This is a genomic window from Gardnerella washingtoni (genome assembly GCF_049262705.1).
In the GTDB taxonomy this organism is placed as follows: domain Bacteria; phylum Actinomycetota; class Actinomycetes; order Actinomycetales; family Bifidobacteriaceae; genus Bifidobacterium; species Bifidobacterium vaginale_D.
The window spans coordinates 1,049,896-1,065,538 of the sequence record NZ_CP058398.1; the positions used below are offsets into that span (position 1 = coordinate 1,049,896).

At 43.8% G+C, this 15,643-nt stretch carries 14 protein-coding genes and 1 tRNA gene; 5 read left to right on the plus strand and 10 right to left on the minus strand.

The window, feature by feature from the left end; all coding sequences use genetic code 11:
* Positions 1–39: 39 nt before the first annotated feature.
* Both HXT28_RS03935 and HXT28_RS03940 read right to left on the minus strand, forming a co-directional pair.
* Positions 40–777 carry a C40 family peptidase gene (locus tag HXT28_RS03935; RefSeq protein ID WP_155237208.1) on the minus strand — a complete coding sequence of 246 codons (738 nt, stop codon included), beginning with the start codon at positions 775–777 and terminating at the stop codon, positions 40–42.
* A gap of 197 nt (positions 778–974) precedes the next feature.
* Positions 975–2,084, minus strand: coding sequence for a CHAP domain-containing protein (locus tag HXT28_RS03940; protein ID WP_422113291.1), 1,110 nt, complete (start codon positions 2,082–2,084; stop codon positions 975–977).
* 167 nt (positions 2,085–2,251) lie between these two features.
* On the opposite strand from HXT28_RS03940, the gene HXT28_RS03945 reads away from it, so the two are divergent.
* Complete coding sequence (locus HXT28_RS03945; protein WP_064346823.1) at positions 2,252–2,506, plus strand: DUF2530 domain-containing protein; 255 nt, start codon at positions 2,252–2,254, stop codon at positions 2,504–2,506.
* 78 nt (positions 2,507–2,584) lie between these two features.
* Here the strand turns inward: HXT28_RS03945 and HXT28_RS03950 are convergent, their stop codons facing one another.
* Positions 2,585–3,886 (minus strand): sensor histidine kinase, encoded by a 1,302-nt coding sequence (locus HXT28_RS03950; protein WP_064346821.1) that lies wholly within the window; start codon positions 3,884–3,886, stop codon positions 2,585–2,587.
* 212 nt (positions 3,887–4,098) lie between these two features.
* On the opposite strand from HXT28_RS03950, the gene phoU reads away from it, so the two are divergent.
* The gene (gene phoU / locus HXT28_RS03955; protein WP_064346819.1) at positions 4,099–4,779 is read left to right on the plus strand and encodes a phosphate signaling complex protein PhoU; all 681 of its coding nucleotides are present in this window, start codon (positions 4,099–4,101) and stop codon (positions 4,777–4,779) included.
* A 166-nt stretch (positions 4,780–4,945) separates the two neighbouring features.
* Here phoU and HXT28_RS03960 read toward each other — a convergent pair whose 3' ends face one another.
* Positions 4,946–5,686 carry a phosphoglyceromutase gene (locus HXT28_RS03960; protein WP_004128801.1) on the minus strand — a complete coding sequence of 247 codons (741 nt, stop codon included), beginning with the start codon at positions 5,684–5,686 and terminating at the stop codon, positions 4,946–4,948.
* Positions 5,687–5,934: 248 nt separating this feature from the next.
* Positions 5,935–7,608, minus strand: coding sequence for a lysine--tRNA ligase (gene lysS / locus HXT28_RS03965; RefSeq protein ID WP_081091144.1), 1,674 nt, complete (start codon positions 7,606–7,608; stop codon positions 5,935–5,937).
* 573 nt (positions 7,609–8,181) lie between these two features.
* Between lysS and HXT28_RS03970 the strand changes: the two genes are divergently transcribed.
* The 3 genes from HXT28_RS03970 (at position 8,182) to HXT28_RS03980 (ending at position 11,221) form a co-directional block, all read left to right on the plus strand.
* A tRNA-Pro gene (locus HXT28_RS03970) sits at positions 8,182–8,255 on the plus strand.
* Between the two features lie 186 nt (positions 8,256–8,441).
* Entirely contained in the window at positions 8,442–10,559 is a 2,118-nt protein-coding gene (locus HXT28_RS03975; RefSeq protein ID WP_422113292.1) for a DUF4037 domain-containing protein, read from the plus strand.
* On the plus strand, positions 10,559–11,221 hold the full coding sequence (locus tag HXT28_RS03980; protein ID WP_032818744.1) for a DUF4125 family protein: 663 nt from the start codon (positions 10,559–10,561) through the stop codon (positions 11,219–11,221). The genes HXT28_RS03975 and HXT28_RS03980 overlap by 1 nt, the downstream gene beginning before the upstream one ends.
* A gap of 182 nt (positions 11,222–11,403) precedes the next feature.
* On the opposite strand, the gene HXT28_RS03985 is transcribed toward HXT28_RS03980, so the two are convergent.
* The 5 genes from HXT28_RS03985 to sufU all read right to left on the minus strand — a co-directional run bounded on the left by HXT28_RS03985 (position 11,404) and on the right by sufU (position 15,609).
* Complete coding sequence (locus tag HXT28_RS03985) at positions 11,404–12,300, minus strand: nucleotidyl transferase AbiEii/AbiGii toxin family protein (protein WP_016636687.1); 897 nt, start codon at positions 12,298–12,300, stop codon at positions 11,404–11,406.
* On the minus strand, positions 12,297–12,878 hold the full coding sequence (locus tag HXT28_RS03990; RefSeq protein WP_016636688.1) for a type IV toxin-antitoxin system AbiEi family antitoxin domain-containing protein: 582 nt from the start codon (positions 12,876–12,878) through the stop codon (positions 12,297–12,299). The genes HXT28_RS03985 and HXT28_RS03990 overlap by 4 nt, the downstream gene beginning before the upstream one ends.
* A 739-nt stretch (positions 12,879–13,617) precedes the next feature.
* Positions 13,618–14,247 carry an HAD family hydrolase gene (locus HXT28_RS03995; protein ID WP_196488973.1) on the minus strand — a complete coding sequence of 210 codons (630 nt, stop codon included), beginning with the start codon at positions 14,245–14,247 and terminating at the stop codon, positions 13,618–13,620.
* Positions 14,248–14,311: 64 nt separating this feature from the next.
* A complete protein-coding gene (locus tag HXT28_RS04000) occupies positions 14,312–14,797 on the minus strand; it encodes a metal-sulfur cluster assembly factor (RefSeq protein WP_016637523.1) in 486 nt (161 codons plus the stop codon).
* A 35-nt stretch (positions 14,798–14,832) separates the two neighbouring features.
* Positions 14,833–15,609 (minus strand): Fe-S cluster assembly sulfur transfer protein SufU, encoded by a 777-nt coding sequence (gene sufU / locus HXT28_RS04005; RefSeq protein ID WP_422113293.1) that lies wholly within the window; start codon positions 15,607–15,609, stop codon positions 14,833–14,835.
* Between the last annotated feature and the right edge of the window lie 34 nt (positions 15,610–15,643).

A 15,643-nucleotide genomic window follows, 5' to 3' on the forward strand; every position in this document is an offset into this window, starting at 1 on the left:
TAATTTTAGATTGAATGCCGATAGTTTTGCGATATATAACTACAGAATACGACGAATAGCATAGCTGCCTGGGAACACATAACGAATTGGATCATACTTGGTTCCAGCAAGCTGAGAATTAATCACCATACCATTACCGACATAGATAGAAGCGTGCTGACCGTTCGCAATAATATCGCCCGGCTGAGCTTGCGCGAGACTTGGAACTGGCGTACCCACTGTAGCTTGTGCACCAGAAGTACGAGGCAACGCAACACCAATATTAGCAAAAACATACTGTACAAAACCAGAACAATCCCATCCGGCTGGCGTATTACCACCGCTACGATATGGCACTTTGCCCAAGAATTGCGTAGCAAAATTCAATAAAGCAGCCACTGACTTACCATCTGGAGGTACAACAACCGGCATCGGCGCCTGTTGAACTACTCCACGAACACCAGAACGGCTAGCAGGCGCATCAGCACCAACACCAGCAGCAGCAATAGCACGACGAGCTCGCTCAGCAGCTATTTCTTTAGGAGACTTAGTTTGTGGTACATTAAGAGTTTCAATACTACCCCAAGAAGAATTAGGATCAACATCCGTAGAAGTAGATTCAGTTAAAATATCACGTCGAACGCTTGTTACCTTTGGGAATGAACGCGTAGATGTGACAGCTGAATCATCGAGTTTATGCGAAGACTCCGCGACGGCGATTGGAGCCATTACAGAAAACATCGAAGCAGCAACCGTCGCTGATACAATAACCGGAAAAATCCTACTCTTTTTTAGCATACTTTCGTACGATATCATAAACCTACTACATCATAAACTTACTACATAGAAATCTTAGCAAATAATCTTAGCCTAATTCCCAACAATATCAGTACAAATTACAGAAAAACAAACTACATACAAACTACATACAAACTACAGATAGACTGCACGCAATCACGAGAATAAACGATACCTAGCAATGAGCGTAGCAAAAATCAGTAATGGATAAATTGATACTGCGAAATCTGTTTAGCATCAAATTTACGTGAATACGTGCGACCATGTAACGAAGCACCTGATTCAGAAGTTTCAATCGAACCATCTGGATTAATTTTCTCAACAATCGCAACATGACCATAAACTGGATCGGAACCAGCTTGACCAGCACGGAAAACCATGATATCACCAACGTGGCGAGCAGTATGATCAACCCAATAACCAAGTCCACGAGCGGAATCTGCCCACATATTGCCATTACCCATATGCGAACCAACTGGCAAACCAAGCTGGTGACGACGCACATACACCCACCATGTGCACTGACTAAACTCGTAAGCATTACCACTGTCACCAGTAGCATGGTTCGGTTTAAAGTCCTTCGGCAACACATCAGAATCTTTGTCCATTAACAAAGCAACCTGTGGGTTATCAGCTGCAGAACGTGACATTTCTGCAATATTAAAACCTGAATCTGAACCAAGATTCCAAGAATCTGATTGCGAAGACATGGTGGAAGCAGTGCCAAATTGTAAAGAAGAAGTATTCTGCTGATTGAAACTGCCCGTACTACGACCAGTATTGTTGGCATGAGCATTACGAGCAGCAACGTTCTCTAAAGCATCCACAGCATTATTAATCACTGTTTTTGAATCAAGTGATTCACGTTGGCTAGAACGTGAAGGAACAGACGCTCGATCATCCATAGTTGTCATTGCAGGCTCAAGCACAGCAGCATGCGAATCAAGCGTATTCATTTTCGTCAAAGACATGGTTGCAGCAACCGCACCAACCATAGCCAACAATGAAGTTGAAAGTATTACATTACGACGACGCTCATGCGCAAGACGTGACAAACGAATCGCACGCCTAGTTTGCGGAATAAGCTCTTGTAAACGCTGCGAAACTTCCTCTGGAAGCTCCACAACCACACCATTATCTGCAGCAACAGCTATCAAACGTTCACGAGAATTAAGCTTCCGCGTACTATCACATGATGCAGCACGATTACTATGTGCACCGTGTAAACCATGTTGTGCTACAAACAGCGAAAAAGGCAAATCATTGTGCCTCTTTGCTTTTGGAGCACCATGCGCAGCATGCTTCATACGAATCACTTTCTTATGTAGAACTCATGAACTGCGACAACCTAGCACGCCGCTGCCCACTATCAAATCACTAATCAACAAGGCTACAACGTGGCGAGGATGTAGGAAACGCAGAGAAGTAAAACAGTTATTTTTAGCTTAGCACCTAGTCGGTGTATGGTAGGAGTATGAAGTTTGCTCCTATAGTTAATCCTGACGCACGAAAGCAGGCACCCAAGCCGCTACGAGTGGATTTACGCAAGATTTTCACTATAGGCACACTTATATGGATGATAGCTTTAGTCGTTGCGCTTATTCTTGCAACACTCCATATAACAACTTGGTTCCCGGTAACAGTGTGCACAGCAGGAACGATTATTGGTATTTTGTTACTCATTTGGGAACATTTTGATCGTTGGGATTATCGTCGATTGGGAAAGTAATTTAAGCAAATCACTGAAGCAAACAACCTCAACAAGTAACCCAAACAAGTAATCTCAACAAATAACCAAACAAGTAGCCTAATTATTCACTACTGGTAATGCAAAACTTACTGTTGTCCCCTGCCCTGGTCTGCTCCATAATGTAATGTTCCCGTGATGCGTCAATGCCACATGCTTTGCAATAGCAAGTCCTAAGCCAACACCATCCTGACTTTGACTATTCTGATTATGTGCTCGGTAAAATCGCTCAAAAATGCGCGACTGATCCTGCATATCAATTCCAATTCCGCGGTCAACCACACGAATAACAGCGTACTGACCATCTGCTGAAAGCGAAGCAGATATAGATACAACAGCATTTGCTGGAGAATATATAATCGCATTCTCAACTAACTTACGAATTGCTGTGCGAATCTGCTCAACTTCGCCGCGCACATGTAGCGATGAATCTACTTTCAATATCACACGTACACAACAAGAATCAGCAAGCGACGAAACCTGCTCTTGTACATAACACAGCATCTCTTGTACTGAAAGCACTTTTGCAGTACTCATATCAATAGGATTTTGTGCACGAACTAACCACAACAAATCTTCGAGCATATGTTCAAGTTTTTTAGAAGATTTATTTGCAATTTGCGCTACTTCTTTAACTTTTTGCGTTGATATATTATCTTCCTGTAATACTTTCGTAAGCTGCGTTAGTGTGCGAGTTGAGCATAATAATTGTTCAGAAACATTTGAAATAAAATCATCACGAGTTTGCGCAAAACGATGAGTTGCGCTCGTGTCCTCAATAACTACCGCAACCATACCGTGACCAATATTACCCACCGTAATAGTAAGCCAGTTTGGTCGCGAAATAATAGTTGGGTGATCAGAAGATACAGAGGATACAGAAGGTACAGAAACCTCGTTGTTTCCTCCATCTCCAATAGTGATATAACGATCAGGCGTAGAAGTTACTAAGGCAAAACGCTCACAACCACCAGAAGCGCGCACAGTATTAATCGCCTGAAGCACACGAGATTGAGCAATCGAATCGTCAATAACTACACCCAACATATAAGCCTCAGAACTTGCTCGAATCACATCATTATCAGCATCAACAACAACAGTTGGAGTGTTCAGCATGACTAAAACTTGAGCCGCATCTGCACTTATATCATCAGGCGCATCATCGTATGCATCATCATGTATATGATCATGTAAATTATCATGTAAATTATCATGCGTACTGCGCATACTATTACATGCGCACATCACAAAACGCCAGCACAACAAAAACCAATCCGACATTAACATAAACAGCGCAATTAAAACGCACAACGCTAATATGCCAAATGCTATAAACACCATCGCAGAAAAATCTTGAGGCATACTTTTATACTCTCATATTTTGCACGCTTTGGTAACTCTGCAGCTAAAAAGCAACATTTTCTTCACATCGATGCGCAATGTAGTCGCTTCGTTACGAGCGTCGTTTATAATTGATAAGGATGTCTGCGGATAAGGATGTCTGCAAAGTAAACGCGACAAATAAGTAGCCTTAAAACTTACAAAAGCCTACTGCAACAAGGAAAGGATACACCATGCGAGTAATTTTCAACGAAGAGATGAAGGCAGTAGCTTCAAACCTCGAACGCATGGCTGAACTTGTGTCAAAAGCTATGAACGATGCTGGAAACGCGCTTGTGAACGCGGATTTGGAAGCAGCGCAAACCGTTATTGACAAAGACGCAGATTTGGATGCCTTAGAAGCAAACACTATTGATCAATGCTTGACGCTGCTCGCGCGCCAAAACCCTGTTGCAACGGACTTGCGCGAAGTTGTTGCCACTATGCGATTAGCTGCAACGTTTGAGAGAATGGGTGATTTGACTAGCCATATCGCTCAAATTACTAGACGCACTTGGCCTGACTCTGCTATTCCACAAGAAGCGCACGAAATTATCGTCACAATGATTGATTTCTTACATAAGCTTTCAGGGCAATTAACAAGCATGGTTTCTCATCGTGACGTAAAAATGGCAGAAACTATTATTGCGAGTGACGATGCGCTAGATAAGTTGCATGAGAAGATTTTTGCGTTGGTTGAAGGAGAAAATTGGCATGGTACTCGCAGGCAGTTGATTGACGTTGTGCTGCTGAGCCGATTTATTGAGCGAATTGGAGATCATTGCGTTGCCACAGCAAGACAAGTAGTGTTTATTGTGTCTGGATTTGACCCATCGAAGACGCCGGAACCAGATAAAGACACGGTTGTAGCTTGATTCGCGAGGATTAAGTAGCGAAGTAGCGAAGTAGTGAAAAACGTTGCTTAAATAACTATACAAAAAAGTAGGTCTGCAAATTAATTGCAAACCTACTTTTATTTTAACAGCTAACTTAAGCAGTTCAAAGCTAACTTAAACGAACTAAAGCCAGCGAATTAAAATCTCACTTCTGACCCTGAGCAGCCACGGCGGCAGCACCGGCAGCAGCAGCTTCTGGATCCAAATACTCGCCACGAGGCTTGATTGGCTTGAAGTTTTCGTCCAATTCGTAAAGCAGCGGAATAGCGGTTGGAATATTCACCTTGGAAATCTCTTCCTCGCTCAAACCGTCGAGCATCTTAACGATTGCGCGCAAGCTGTTGCCGTGAGCTGCAATCATTACAGTCTTTCCGGACTTAAGCTCAGGAATAATATCCGACTCCCAGTAAGGAGTTACGCGAGTTACGACGTTTGCCAAAGCCTCAGTTTCTGGAACTGGATCGCCTGCGTAACGAGGATCGTTCGTCTGAGAATACTCGTCGTTTGGATCGATCTCAGGAGGTGGAGTTGCGTAAGAACGACGCCAAATCATAAACTTCTCGTCACCATATTCCTGACGAATCTCAGACTTGTTCTTGCCTTGCAAAGCGCCATAGTGACGCTCGTTCAAACGCCAACTGCGGCGAACTGGAATCCAAAGGCGGTCGGCTGCATCAAGCGCGTAATTCGCGGTGTTGATAGCGCGACGAAGCAAAGAAGTGAACACGATGTCTGGAAGAACGTTCTTCTCTTTAAGAAGCTCGCCACCATGCTTAGCTTCCTCAACACCCTGCTCAGTCAGCGGTACATCAACCCAACCAGTGAACTGATTGGTCTTATTCCATGCGCTCTGACCATGTCGGAGCAATACTAATTTATATGTCATAATTGCCTAGTTTATTCACGCCTTACGACGACAGACCTAAATGCTCCAAATGTGTTCTAAAGCTCGCACTAGCACTCGCTTACGAAACTCGCGTTGGAAGTCCACTGGACTTCCAACTTAAGCGAGTTTCCGCTCCGAGTTGCCTTCGCGCGCGCTGTGCTGCGCTCAAGCAGGTCGTCAGCGCATACAAAAAGCCGCTGAATGTTCAACAACATCCAACGGCTTTACAATCTACTAAAAATTACCAACTAACGAAGTGGTTTTACAAGTGGGAACGTAATCGTCTCGCGAATAGTTGCGCCCGTAAGAGCGATCAGCAAACGATCAATACCCATGCCCATGCCGCCAGCAGGAGGCATACCGACGCCGAGAGCCTCAATGAAGTCCTCGTCAATATCCATTGCCTCAACATCGCCAGCCAAAGCATCCTTAGCCTGAGCCACAAAACGCTCGCGCTGTACAACAGGATCGTTAAGCTCGGAGTAGCCGGTTGCAAGCTCGAAGCCACGCACGTACAAATCCCACTTTTCAACCATTCCTGGCTTCGTGCGGTGACCCTTAACAAGCGGGCTAGTCTCCACTGGGAAGTCGCGCACAAACGTTGGCGCGTAAAGCTTATCCTCGTAGAAGTGCTCCCACAAGTGCTCAACCAACTTGCCGTGATTCTCCACTTCGTCGCGCTCAACGCCAAGCTTGTCTGCAATAGCGCCCAAATGCTCAACGGAAGTTTCCGGCGTAATCTCCTCACCCAAAGCCTCGGAAAGTGAGCCGTACATGGTAATCTGCTTCCACTCGCCGCCAAAATCATACTCTTCACCGTTCAGCAAAGTCACCTTGGTAGAGCCGAAAGCATCGACAGCAGCCTTTTGAATCAACTCTTTAGTAAGAGCGCCAATCGTATCGTAAGTGCCGTAAGCTTGGTATGCCTCAAGCATAGTGAACTCTGGAGCGTGAGTTGCGTCCACACCTTCGTTACGGAAATCACGATTGATTTCAAACACACGGTCGATGCCACCAACCAAGCAGCGCTTCAAGAAAAGCTCTGGAGCAATACGCAAATAAAGATCAATGTCGAAAGCGTTCATGTGAGTGGTGAACGGACGAGCTGCAGCGCCTCCGTGAACCGTCTGCAACATTGGGGTTTCAACTTCCAAGAAGTCGTGGCTGTCGAAAGTTCGGCGAAGAGAAGCCACAGCATGCGAACGCCTACGAACCATATCGCGAATCTTCTCGTCCGCAATCATACCAATATATGGCTTGCGCGTACGAGTATCGTCGCTTAATTCCTTGTGTAAAGCTGGAAGCGGCTGCAAAGCCTTAGCTGCAATCGCCCACTCGGTTGCGAAAACGGAAAGCTCGCCGGTCTTAGAAGCAATCACACGACCACGAACATAAAGGTGATCACCCAAATCAACCATCTGCTTGAAATTCTTAATAGATTCCTCGCCAATTTCCTTCTTGGAAACCATGGCCTGAATCGTAGTACCGTCGCCAGCTGAAAGCTGAACGAAGCACAAGCCACCAGCGTTACGCAAGAAAAGCACGCGACCTGCAATACCAACTTCGGTATCGGTTTCTTCGCCAGCTTGAAGTTTGCCATCGAAATCAGCACGCACCTTTTCGATGGTGTCAGTAACGTTCAGATGCACAGGATAAGGTTGCACACCCTCCTTAAGCATCATCGCGCGCTTAGCAACGCGCATCTGTACCTGCTCTGGATGAGCAAGAGGTCCAAATTCTTTATTGCTTGGGTCAATTGCTTCGTCAAGAGTTGCGCCTTCGTTTACGCGCTTTGCAATAGCCTCATCTTGAGCGAGCAGCATTTCAGCATGCTCAACAGTGTCAATTTCATTGGCGTTATCTGTTGCGTCATTTTCTGCGGCGTTTTGAGCGGCAGACATTGCAGTATTGGTGTCAGTCATAATCGCTAATTGTAGCCAGTAGGGACTACAGACAAGTGCGATGCAGCCGTTTTTCTTAACTCTTTCATTCTTGAGGAAATAATTATGTGCAGCATTCATCAAGATTTATAGGAATTTTTTATATTTTTCTGTTTTCAGCGAAAAAATATTTTTACAGAAAAAATTTTTATTCTTTTCACAAGATAAACTATATTATTTACGAAATTTATAAAAGATAGCGAAATCTTACGCATCTCGTTTATAAAATTGCGTGCTTATAAAATTCAATCACACAATAATGATGCAAAATAACATATGCACGACACGCTTACTCACATACAACATCACCAATATTGCACAGCACTATAAAAGATTAAGGAAAAAACATTAGGAAAAACATAAAAAAGCAATTGCATATCAGTTTGCATAAACTCATACAGCATCCATAGCATGGTATTTAACAGCACAACGACACACATTTCAAATTTGTATCTACTGCACGATAATATAGCGACGTTGTTGAGGCGTTATGATCACTTCATTCTATAGTAATCGTGCTATAGGGGTTTGTTCTTGCTCAGATGCGTTCAACATCGGGCTGTAGCGCAGTTTGGTAGCGCGCTTCGTTCGGGACGAAGAGGCCGCGGGTTCAAATCCCGCCAGCCCGACTTTTGATTTTGGCGTGATTATGTCGCTTTTGTTCAAACCTATTTGATGCAGTCTCAACGCATATACCCGCTTTTATAGCGCGCGATAATACACAGCACTCAAGTAAGTCCTCGCATATCATTTTCGTTGCAAGGCTGTAAAGTTAATGTCGATTTGGCACGCAAGGCAATAGCAAGGGGGCTTTGATGGAGAACGCTGCGGAGTTATATAGCGAGCTTGACAAGATGTTTGCAAATCACGCGAGCGCAAATGCAATTGAATCGTATTTGATGCAAAAACTTGCTGAAACTCAACGCAATAGTAACCTCAATAATCCTCTGCAACTATCTATTCTCAACGAACTCATGGGATTCTACCGTTCGCGCGGCGAGCACACAAAAAACAAGCCAATCATTGATAATGCGCTAGATTTGGCAAAAAAGATGCACCTAGCTGGCACCGAAGCCGGCACTACCACGCTCATTAACGCGGCAACAAGTTTGCGGGCAGCTGGCAACTACGATTCTGCAACCAAAATTTACGCTCAGGCACTTAACGATGCTGCAACAACTCTTGGACCACACAACCGCAAGCTCGCAGCACTTCACAACAATCTTTCAATGCTTTACAGCGAAACCGGTCGTACGAATGAGGCAATTCAAGAGCTCAATCAAGCGCTTGAAATTTTGCAAAATACGAGCACAGATCCTGAACATGACATCGATATTGCCGCCACGCACACGAATATTGCGCTTGCGATGCTGCAGGAGTGCTCGCAAGAACGCACGCAAGAACGCACGCAAGAACGCACGCAAAACTGCTCACAAAAGTCAAATGCAAATACTAACGCGGTTCTTGTTAGCGAGATTCTTGAATCCGCTTTTAAGCACGCCTCGACCAGCGTCCGCATGTACGTTGCAGGAAATAACGAGAATCAGCCGCATTACGCTTCTGCTTTGGCAGGTTTTGCACAGGTTCAGTGTACGCGCGGAAAGTATGCTCAAGCGGCGGAAAGTTATAGTAAAGCACTTGCTTTAATCGCTGAGTGTTACGGAAAAGATAGCGAATCATACGCAATTACTGCGGAAAATTTGCACCAAGCACAAGATATGGCAAAAAAATTTGCTGAAATTAATGTTGCTGAAGATAGTGATAAAGACACTACCAAAATTAATGTTGCTGAAGATAGTGATAAAGACACTACCAAAAACATTTCTAAAAACACTTCAGAAAAACCGCAAGCAACCAACGAGTTACAGACAAACTTCAATAAGATCAGAAAAACAGAACATAATCAAAAAATCAAAAACGGTATGCAATTAGCGCAATCATACTGGAAAACTTACGGAAAGCCGTTACTTGATCAGCCAAAATTCGCAGAATACAAAAATCGCATTGCATCGGGATTAGTTGGTCATGGTTCCGAATGTTACGGTTTTGACGACGAGATTTCGCGCGATCACGATTTTGGACCAGGCTTCTGCTTATGGCTTACCGACGAAGATTATGCGAAAATTGGCGCGGATTTGCAAAACGCTTATGACGCACTTCCGCAAGAATACGCTGGATTTGGCTCTCGCAAAGAAACACCACGCGCTAAATCATGTGCCAGTAGCAAGCGAGTTGGAGTATTTAGCATAAGCGAATTTTTTGAAAACATCACCAGCTTCCCCACTGCCCCTGCCGCAAACGAGCCGCATTTATGGCTATCACTAAACGAAAGCACACTTGCAGCAGCGACGAACGGCAAAATTTTTGCGGATCCGCTTGGAGAATTTAGCAAAACGCGCCAAAGTTTTAAGCTCATGCCGGACGACGTGCGAATCTCACTCATTTCACGCAGACTTGGCATGATGGCTCAAGCAGGTCAATACAATGTTCCACGCATGTTGTCGCGAAAAGACGGAGCAGCTGCATGGCTTTCTATTAACGAATTCGTTCACGCGACCGCTTCCCTTGTTTTTCTGCTCAACAATCCTGTAACCGCAGGCTACTTGCCGTACTACAAGTGGCAGTTTGCGGCGTTGCGCAAGCTCAGCAATCGCATGGCTTCCAGACTTCCAGAAATATGTAACAAACTTGAGTCTTTGATGCGACTTTCTTCCGCTGCTTGCTTTGGCGGCGACGGTTTTGGCGAAGGCGGCAAAGGCGCTGGACTTGTGCAAAAGCAAGTTACCGCAATAATTAACAGCATTTGCGAAGACATTGTACGAGAGTTGCAATACGAGGGCTTAAGCGATTGCGACGAAACTTTTTTGGAATGGCAGCGGCCGTACGTTGAAGCGCATATTAATTCGCGCGCTGCGTGCTTAAGGAGCTTATGATGTGCGATTTATCAGCAAATACGAAAACGCAAAATACGAAAGAAGAAAATCTGGAAGTGCAAAAACTTGCAGAAGAAATCACCAAACTTGAGTGGGATCAGTTTCAGCTTACGCAAAACGAAGGCGGACGCGCGAATTGTCAAGGAAACTGGCCGACTTTTCACATTATGCGCGTGAGTCAGTTTTTGGCGTGGCCGCTCAATTTGCAAGAGTCTTATAAGCAGGATCTTGAGCGCGCGAATAGCGGCGGCCGCAATTTGATTACGGAAAAGTATGCGAGAATGATGGAGTCGACTGCGCCGGAAATTTTTGAGCGCACGATTAAGCCCTACATTAAGCCGATTTTGGAGCCTAGAAAAAGTGCGCAGGAGCAGATTATCGTAACGCAAGTTGAGTGGGCTGCGGATTTTCGCAATCGCTACCCGCATTTGGGTTTTGCGATGCGCGTGCTTAAAACTAGCGAAGATACGGCAGAAAATACGTCTTTTGAAACGTATTTGCGAGGCGAATTAAGCACGTATTCTGACGCAACTTTCGCAAAATACCAGCGTTTTGTAAATAACTTACGCGCGGAAAATCTAAATCTTACGCAAATAATAATCGCGAATACTGTGCGCATGTATGGCTACGATTCGCTCGAAGCGGCCGAGCGCGCGCAATAAAGCGCGAGCGTTTTATCTTTGTTAAATAAACGCTTATAAAAAAACTCGCTTTTGTGCGTTATCTATGAAAATATAAAGCACAAAAGCAAGCTACAAATAATACAAATTACGAATAAGTACGTTAAAATATTCCTCAAACAGAAATTCCACAATTTCACAATTATTTAATAACTATTTAAAATTCACATCCATTTCATATCTTTATGTTTCCAAGTCATATTAAATTCTTCGTCTTTACGAATAGAATTTATTACAGGCAAAAGGAACGCTTGTATTTCTGAAACTACATCTGAAAAACTACGAGTGTCTTCTACTCTTTTTCTCTTTATAAAACCCTTCCAACGAACACAACGCTCAGAATCCTTAACAAAATCTTCGTTAAAAGCCACAATCTCACCAAAAGAAGTGTTTCGATTGGAAAAAGTTTCAATTAAAGATTCTCTAAGAACCATTCCATCAAAATCTTCATTCTCACAAATCAAGCAGATATCATAAAAATCTTTATATCTACTGTTAATTAGACCTAACGCAACAATAGCTTCTATCTTTTCAGAAATTATAGAATAAGTAGAATATGCAAACATAATAGGAGACTCTTCATTTAGAATAGTCGGATAATTCATAGTAACACGATTAGGATAAACTACATCGCCGAACCCTATATCAATGCTCACATGAACCCTAGTCCTATCAAGATATGCTGTCGTACTTATTCTTGCACCGTGATATTCAGAAGACTTTTTTATGTCATTAACTTCCAAATTATCTATATCAAACTTAATAGGATCATCAGTTTTAATAGATAATATTTGCGAGAAAACATCTTTCAATTTAGATTTACTGTTTGAAATATTCTTAGCAAGCAAATCAATATCAGTAGTCGCACGCGTAAAACTGTTTTCATATAGTCCATAAAGAAGTATTCCTCCTTTTAGCGTAAAATTGTCAGCAAAATTAGATTTGGATATACGAAAAAGGACTCGCTCTAAAACATAAACATTTAATACATCACTGAACAGTTTGTCATTTTTCTTTGAGTAATTCGCGAGCCTATCTTTGATTAAACTAGCATTTTTCATATCATAACCCCCAATATTTGTTTCATAAATGATTCAATTCTAAGCAATTTTGCATATTTCATCAGTTTATTAATATTTCTATTTTTCATGCTGAGATAATTTCGTAGAATTTCAATTGCAGGTTCAAAACCAAGTTTGTTGCGATAAAAAATGATGTCACAAACAGTTTTTTCTATATCATAAATATAAAAATAATTCTCTCCAACCTCAATTTTTCTTATTCCTGTTTCATATCTCTGCTTTGAAAAACGATAAAATTCCATCCCTGCACAATTAATACACTTAGGTATACGAGATTCTCTAGGGATTGCAACATCTATTGATACTTGTTTTTCTGTAGTAAGCCCGTAATAAGAAGCTGCACTAATTAGACAAATTACACCTTTATTTTGAGAATACGCTGGAACTGCATAAAAATCATCAATTTCTCCGTTATATTCCAAGTTCTCATAATATGAACGATTAATACGTTCAAGATTGCCACTTTTTACAAACTGATTTATTTTGTACAGAGAATACCCATGCGATTTAAGAACTTCTATTGATATAAACTGCATATTCTTCATGTTATTTTGCATAATCTCACCTCCTTATAATTTGTATTTTAACGAATGTTTGCAGTTTTGTAAATCTGGTAACATTAAATAAAAATTTATAGAATGCAAGTAAAAGTTACCTATAGACTCATAGCAATAATTTAGATTCGACTGAGCGCGCGCGACGACCTGCCTGAGCGCTGCGATTTAGCGCGCGAAGGCAACTCGGAGCGGAAACTCGCTTAAGTTGGAAGTCCGGTGGACTTCCAACGCGAGTTTCGTAAGCGAGCGCGTATTCCTCACGGCTATTGGTAGCCGTTCGGCTGATTTGCGAATCGACGACTTCGAGCTGCATAATGCGCGAGAAGTCACTTCGATTCGCTGAGCTTGCTCAAGGTTGAAAGCACAGTGTGCTTTCAACGCAAGCTCAGTAGCGAGCGTTTATTCCTCACGGCTATTGGTAGCCGTTCGGCTGATTTGCGAATCGACGACTTCGAGCTGCATAATGCGCGAGAAGTCACTTCGATTCGCTGAGCTTGCTCAAGGTTGAAAGCACAGTGTGCTTTCAACGCAAGCTCAGTAGCGAGCGTTTATTCCTCACGGCTATTGGTAGCCGTTCGGTTGATTTGGCATGTGAAGCACCCCGTGCTTCACAATTGAGCCAAATCACGCTTTGAAGGAGCTTGAAATCCCAATGATTTCAAGCTCGGTCAAAGCGTGCGAACGCAAACTGCATACTGATACTGCACCAGTAACGAAAAACAACAGCTTAAGATGCAGCTTAAGAATAAAGCAGCGACGCCGCAGAAGCGGCGCGAGAGTCACCTTCGAGGAAAATCGTGGAGGCAGCGGAAAGACCGGCTTGTTGCAAAAACGCGCGGTAAAGCATTACGTCGGGTTTGCGCAAATGCGATTCGTAAGATGCACAAACGCCGTTAAGCTCGCCGAGTATTGGGCAAGTTTTTCGCGCGCAGTTAAGCCAATCGCTAGAAGCATTACCCAACGCCCACACGCGCACGTCGCTAGCAATCAACTCGCGCGCCGCAGCCGAAGCATCCGCGCGCTCGCCCACAAAACCACACTCGAAACGCTCAAAATACAAACGATATAGCCACGTAACTGCCGGCCCGTGATGCTCATCAAATGAAGTCAACGCGCGACTTCTACTCCACCCAGCCTCGCGCAAAGACTCGTGAAACTCAAATCCCCATTCCGGCTCGAAACTAAAAAGCACTTCCCCAATAAAATCCGGATAATCTGCAGCCAGCGTGCGGCGCGCATCCCAATCCACTAGCAGCTGCAAGTCAAAAACAACGTCAGTGATTTCTCTCGAAGCAGATTCGCGCACATTATTTATATCGGAAATATCGCAAATTCCGTTTGCACTCACTGCCTTAATTTCTGCGCTCATAATTTCCACTTGTTTATACCGATATTAAGAAAAACACTAAAAACGAACGTTAAGATAATCCAAGTCACACAGTTGGCGGAATACCAGCGCTCATATCATCAGCGCCCATCAAACCAGCACCGCCAACAGCACCTGCTGCAAAACTCGCCTGCAAACTGTTGAGATTGTATCCAAGCGCCTCAAGCTGCGCGCGACCGTCTTCATTAATGTTTTCAACGCTCCAGCGTGGCTTCCACGTCCAATCAATGCGAAACTCTTCCACCAAACCTGCGAGCGCATTCGCACACTCGTCCTCAATCAAATCAGTAAGCGGGCAAGCTGGAGTTGTAAGCGTCATGGTAATAATCGCGCGACCCAGCTCGTCAATTTCAATGCCATAAACCAAGCCTAAATCAACAACATCAATACCCAATTCCGGATCGACAACATCGTGAAGCGATTCCTTAATATCTTCTTCGGTAACCCTGCCAATATCGTTCGCGCTTAAAGGAGCTGGCTGCGTTTCCTTAGATGCCGCTTGCACATCAATTGCCGATTGATTTTCTACCATAATATTCCTTGCTTTGCTTGTACCAAAGTTCGATTTTACAAGCTGCCAAGAATTTGCGGATTTAAGTTTTGTGAAGCCTTTGCAATGCTGTCTTTTAAGCCTTCCCACGCCAAAAGCGCACACTTGATTCGCATCGGATAGCGCGATACGCCTTGCAAAACCATTGCGTCTTCCAGCACATCTTCGTCCTCTTCGTTTTGCAAACCTACGCCTCGAGATTCCATAAGTTTGTGGAAGAGCGCGTCTAATCGCAACGCTTCGTCAACCGACTTTCCTTCGACCAAATCAACCATCATCGAAAGGCTTGCTTGCGAAATCGAGCAGCCGTGACCGTCCCACTTAACGCTTGAAATTATTGGGTTTTTTAGGTTCGCGCTATTTGAAAGTTCCACACGCATGGTGACTTCGTCGCCGCAAGTTGGATTGAATTGGTGCGATTGGCCTAAAGCAGAGTTTTCGCCAGATGCAACAGCGCAACTTTCGTGAGTATTATTTAGTGTGATTTCAGCAGATTCTGCATTTTCTGTAGCTTTAGCAGATTCTGCATTTTCTGTCTTTTCAGCAGATTCTTGAGATTCTTCCTGCAGTTCCGCTTGTGCGAGCGCATCCGTGCTTTCAAAATGAGTTTTGCCATGCGGATTTCGCGCAGCATCCAAAATCACTTCTTGATACATGCTTTCCAAGCCGTCACCAGACGCATCTGAAAAACCAGCACCTGCACCAAAACCAGCACCTGCACCAAAACCAGCGCCCGCACCAAAACCAGCGCCCGCACCAAAACCAGCGCCCGCACCAAAACCCATATCAAACATACGCACTCCTTACCTACTTTCTAACTCGCTAACT

Excerpts from the sequence above, each read along its gene's own strand:
- HXT28_RS03980 (WP_032818744.1), top strand. The coding sequence starts at position 10,559 with ATGTGCGATTTATCAGCAAATACGAAAACGCAAAATACGAAAGAAGAA.
- phoU (WP_064346819.1), top strand. The coding sequence starts at position 4,099 with ATGCGAGTAATTTTCAACGAAGAGATGAAGGCAGTAGCTTCAAACCTC.
- HXT28_RS03995 (WP_196488973.1), bottom strand. The coding sequence starts at position 14,247 with ATGAGCGCAGAAATTAAGGCAGTGAGTGCAAACGGAATTTGCGATATT.
- HXT28_RS03935 (WP_155237208.1), bottom strand. The coding sequence starts at position 777 with ATGCTAAAAAAGAGTAGGATTTTTCCGGTTATTGTATCAGCGACGGTT.
- HXT28_RS03975 (WP_422113292.1), top strand. The coding sequence starts at position 8,442 with ATGGAGAACGCTGCGGAGTTATATAGCGAGCTTGACAAGATGTTTGCA.
- HXT28_RS04000 (WP_016637523.1), bottom strand. The coding sequence starts at position 14,797 with ATGGTAGAAAATCAATCGGCAATTGATGTGCAAGCGGCATCTAAGGAA.
- sufU (WP_422113293.1), bottom strand. The coding sequence starts at position 15,609 with ATGTTTGATATGGGTTTTGGTGCGGGCGCTGGTTTTGGTGCGGGCGCT.
- HXT28_RS03945 (WP_064346823.1), top strand. The coding sequence starts at position 2,252 with ATGAAGTTTGCTCCTATAGTTAATCCTGACGCACGAAAGCAGGCACCC.
- HXT28_RS03985 (WP_016636687.1), bottom strand. The coding sequence starts at position 12,300 with ATGAAAAATGCTAGTTTAATCAAAGATAGGCTCGCGAATTACTCAAAG.
- HXT28_RS03940 (WP_422113291.1), bottom strand. The coding sequence starts at position 2,084 with ATGAAGCATGCTGCGCATGGTGCTCCAAAAGCAAAGAGGCACAATGAT.
- HXT28_RS03950 (WP_064346821.1), bottom strand. The coding sequence starts at position 3,886 with ATGCCTCAAGATTTTTCTGCGATGGTGTTTATAGCATTTGGCATATTA.
- HXT28_RS03960 (WP_004128801.1), bottom strand. The coding sequence starts at position 5,686 with ATGACATATAAATTAGTATTGCTCCGACATGGTCAGAGCGCATGGAAT.
- HXT28_RS03990 (WP_016636688.1), bottom strand. The coding sequence starts at position 12,878 with ATGCAAAATAACATGAAGAATATGCAGTTTATATCAATAGAAGTTCTT.
- lysS (WP_081091144.1), bottom strand. The coding sequence starts at position 7,608 with ATGACTGACACCAATACTGCAATGTCTGCCGCTCAAAACGCCGCAGAA.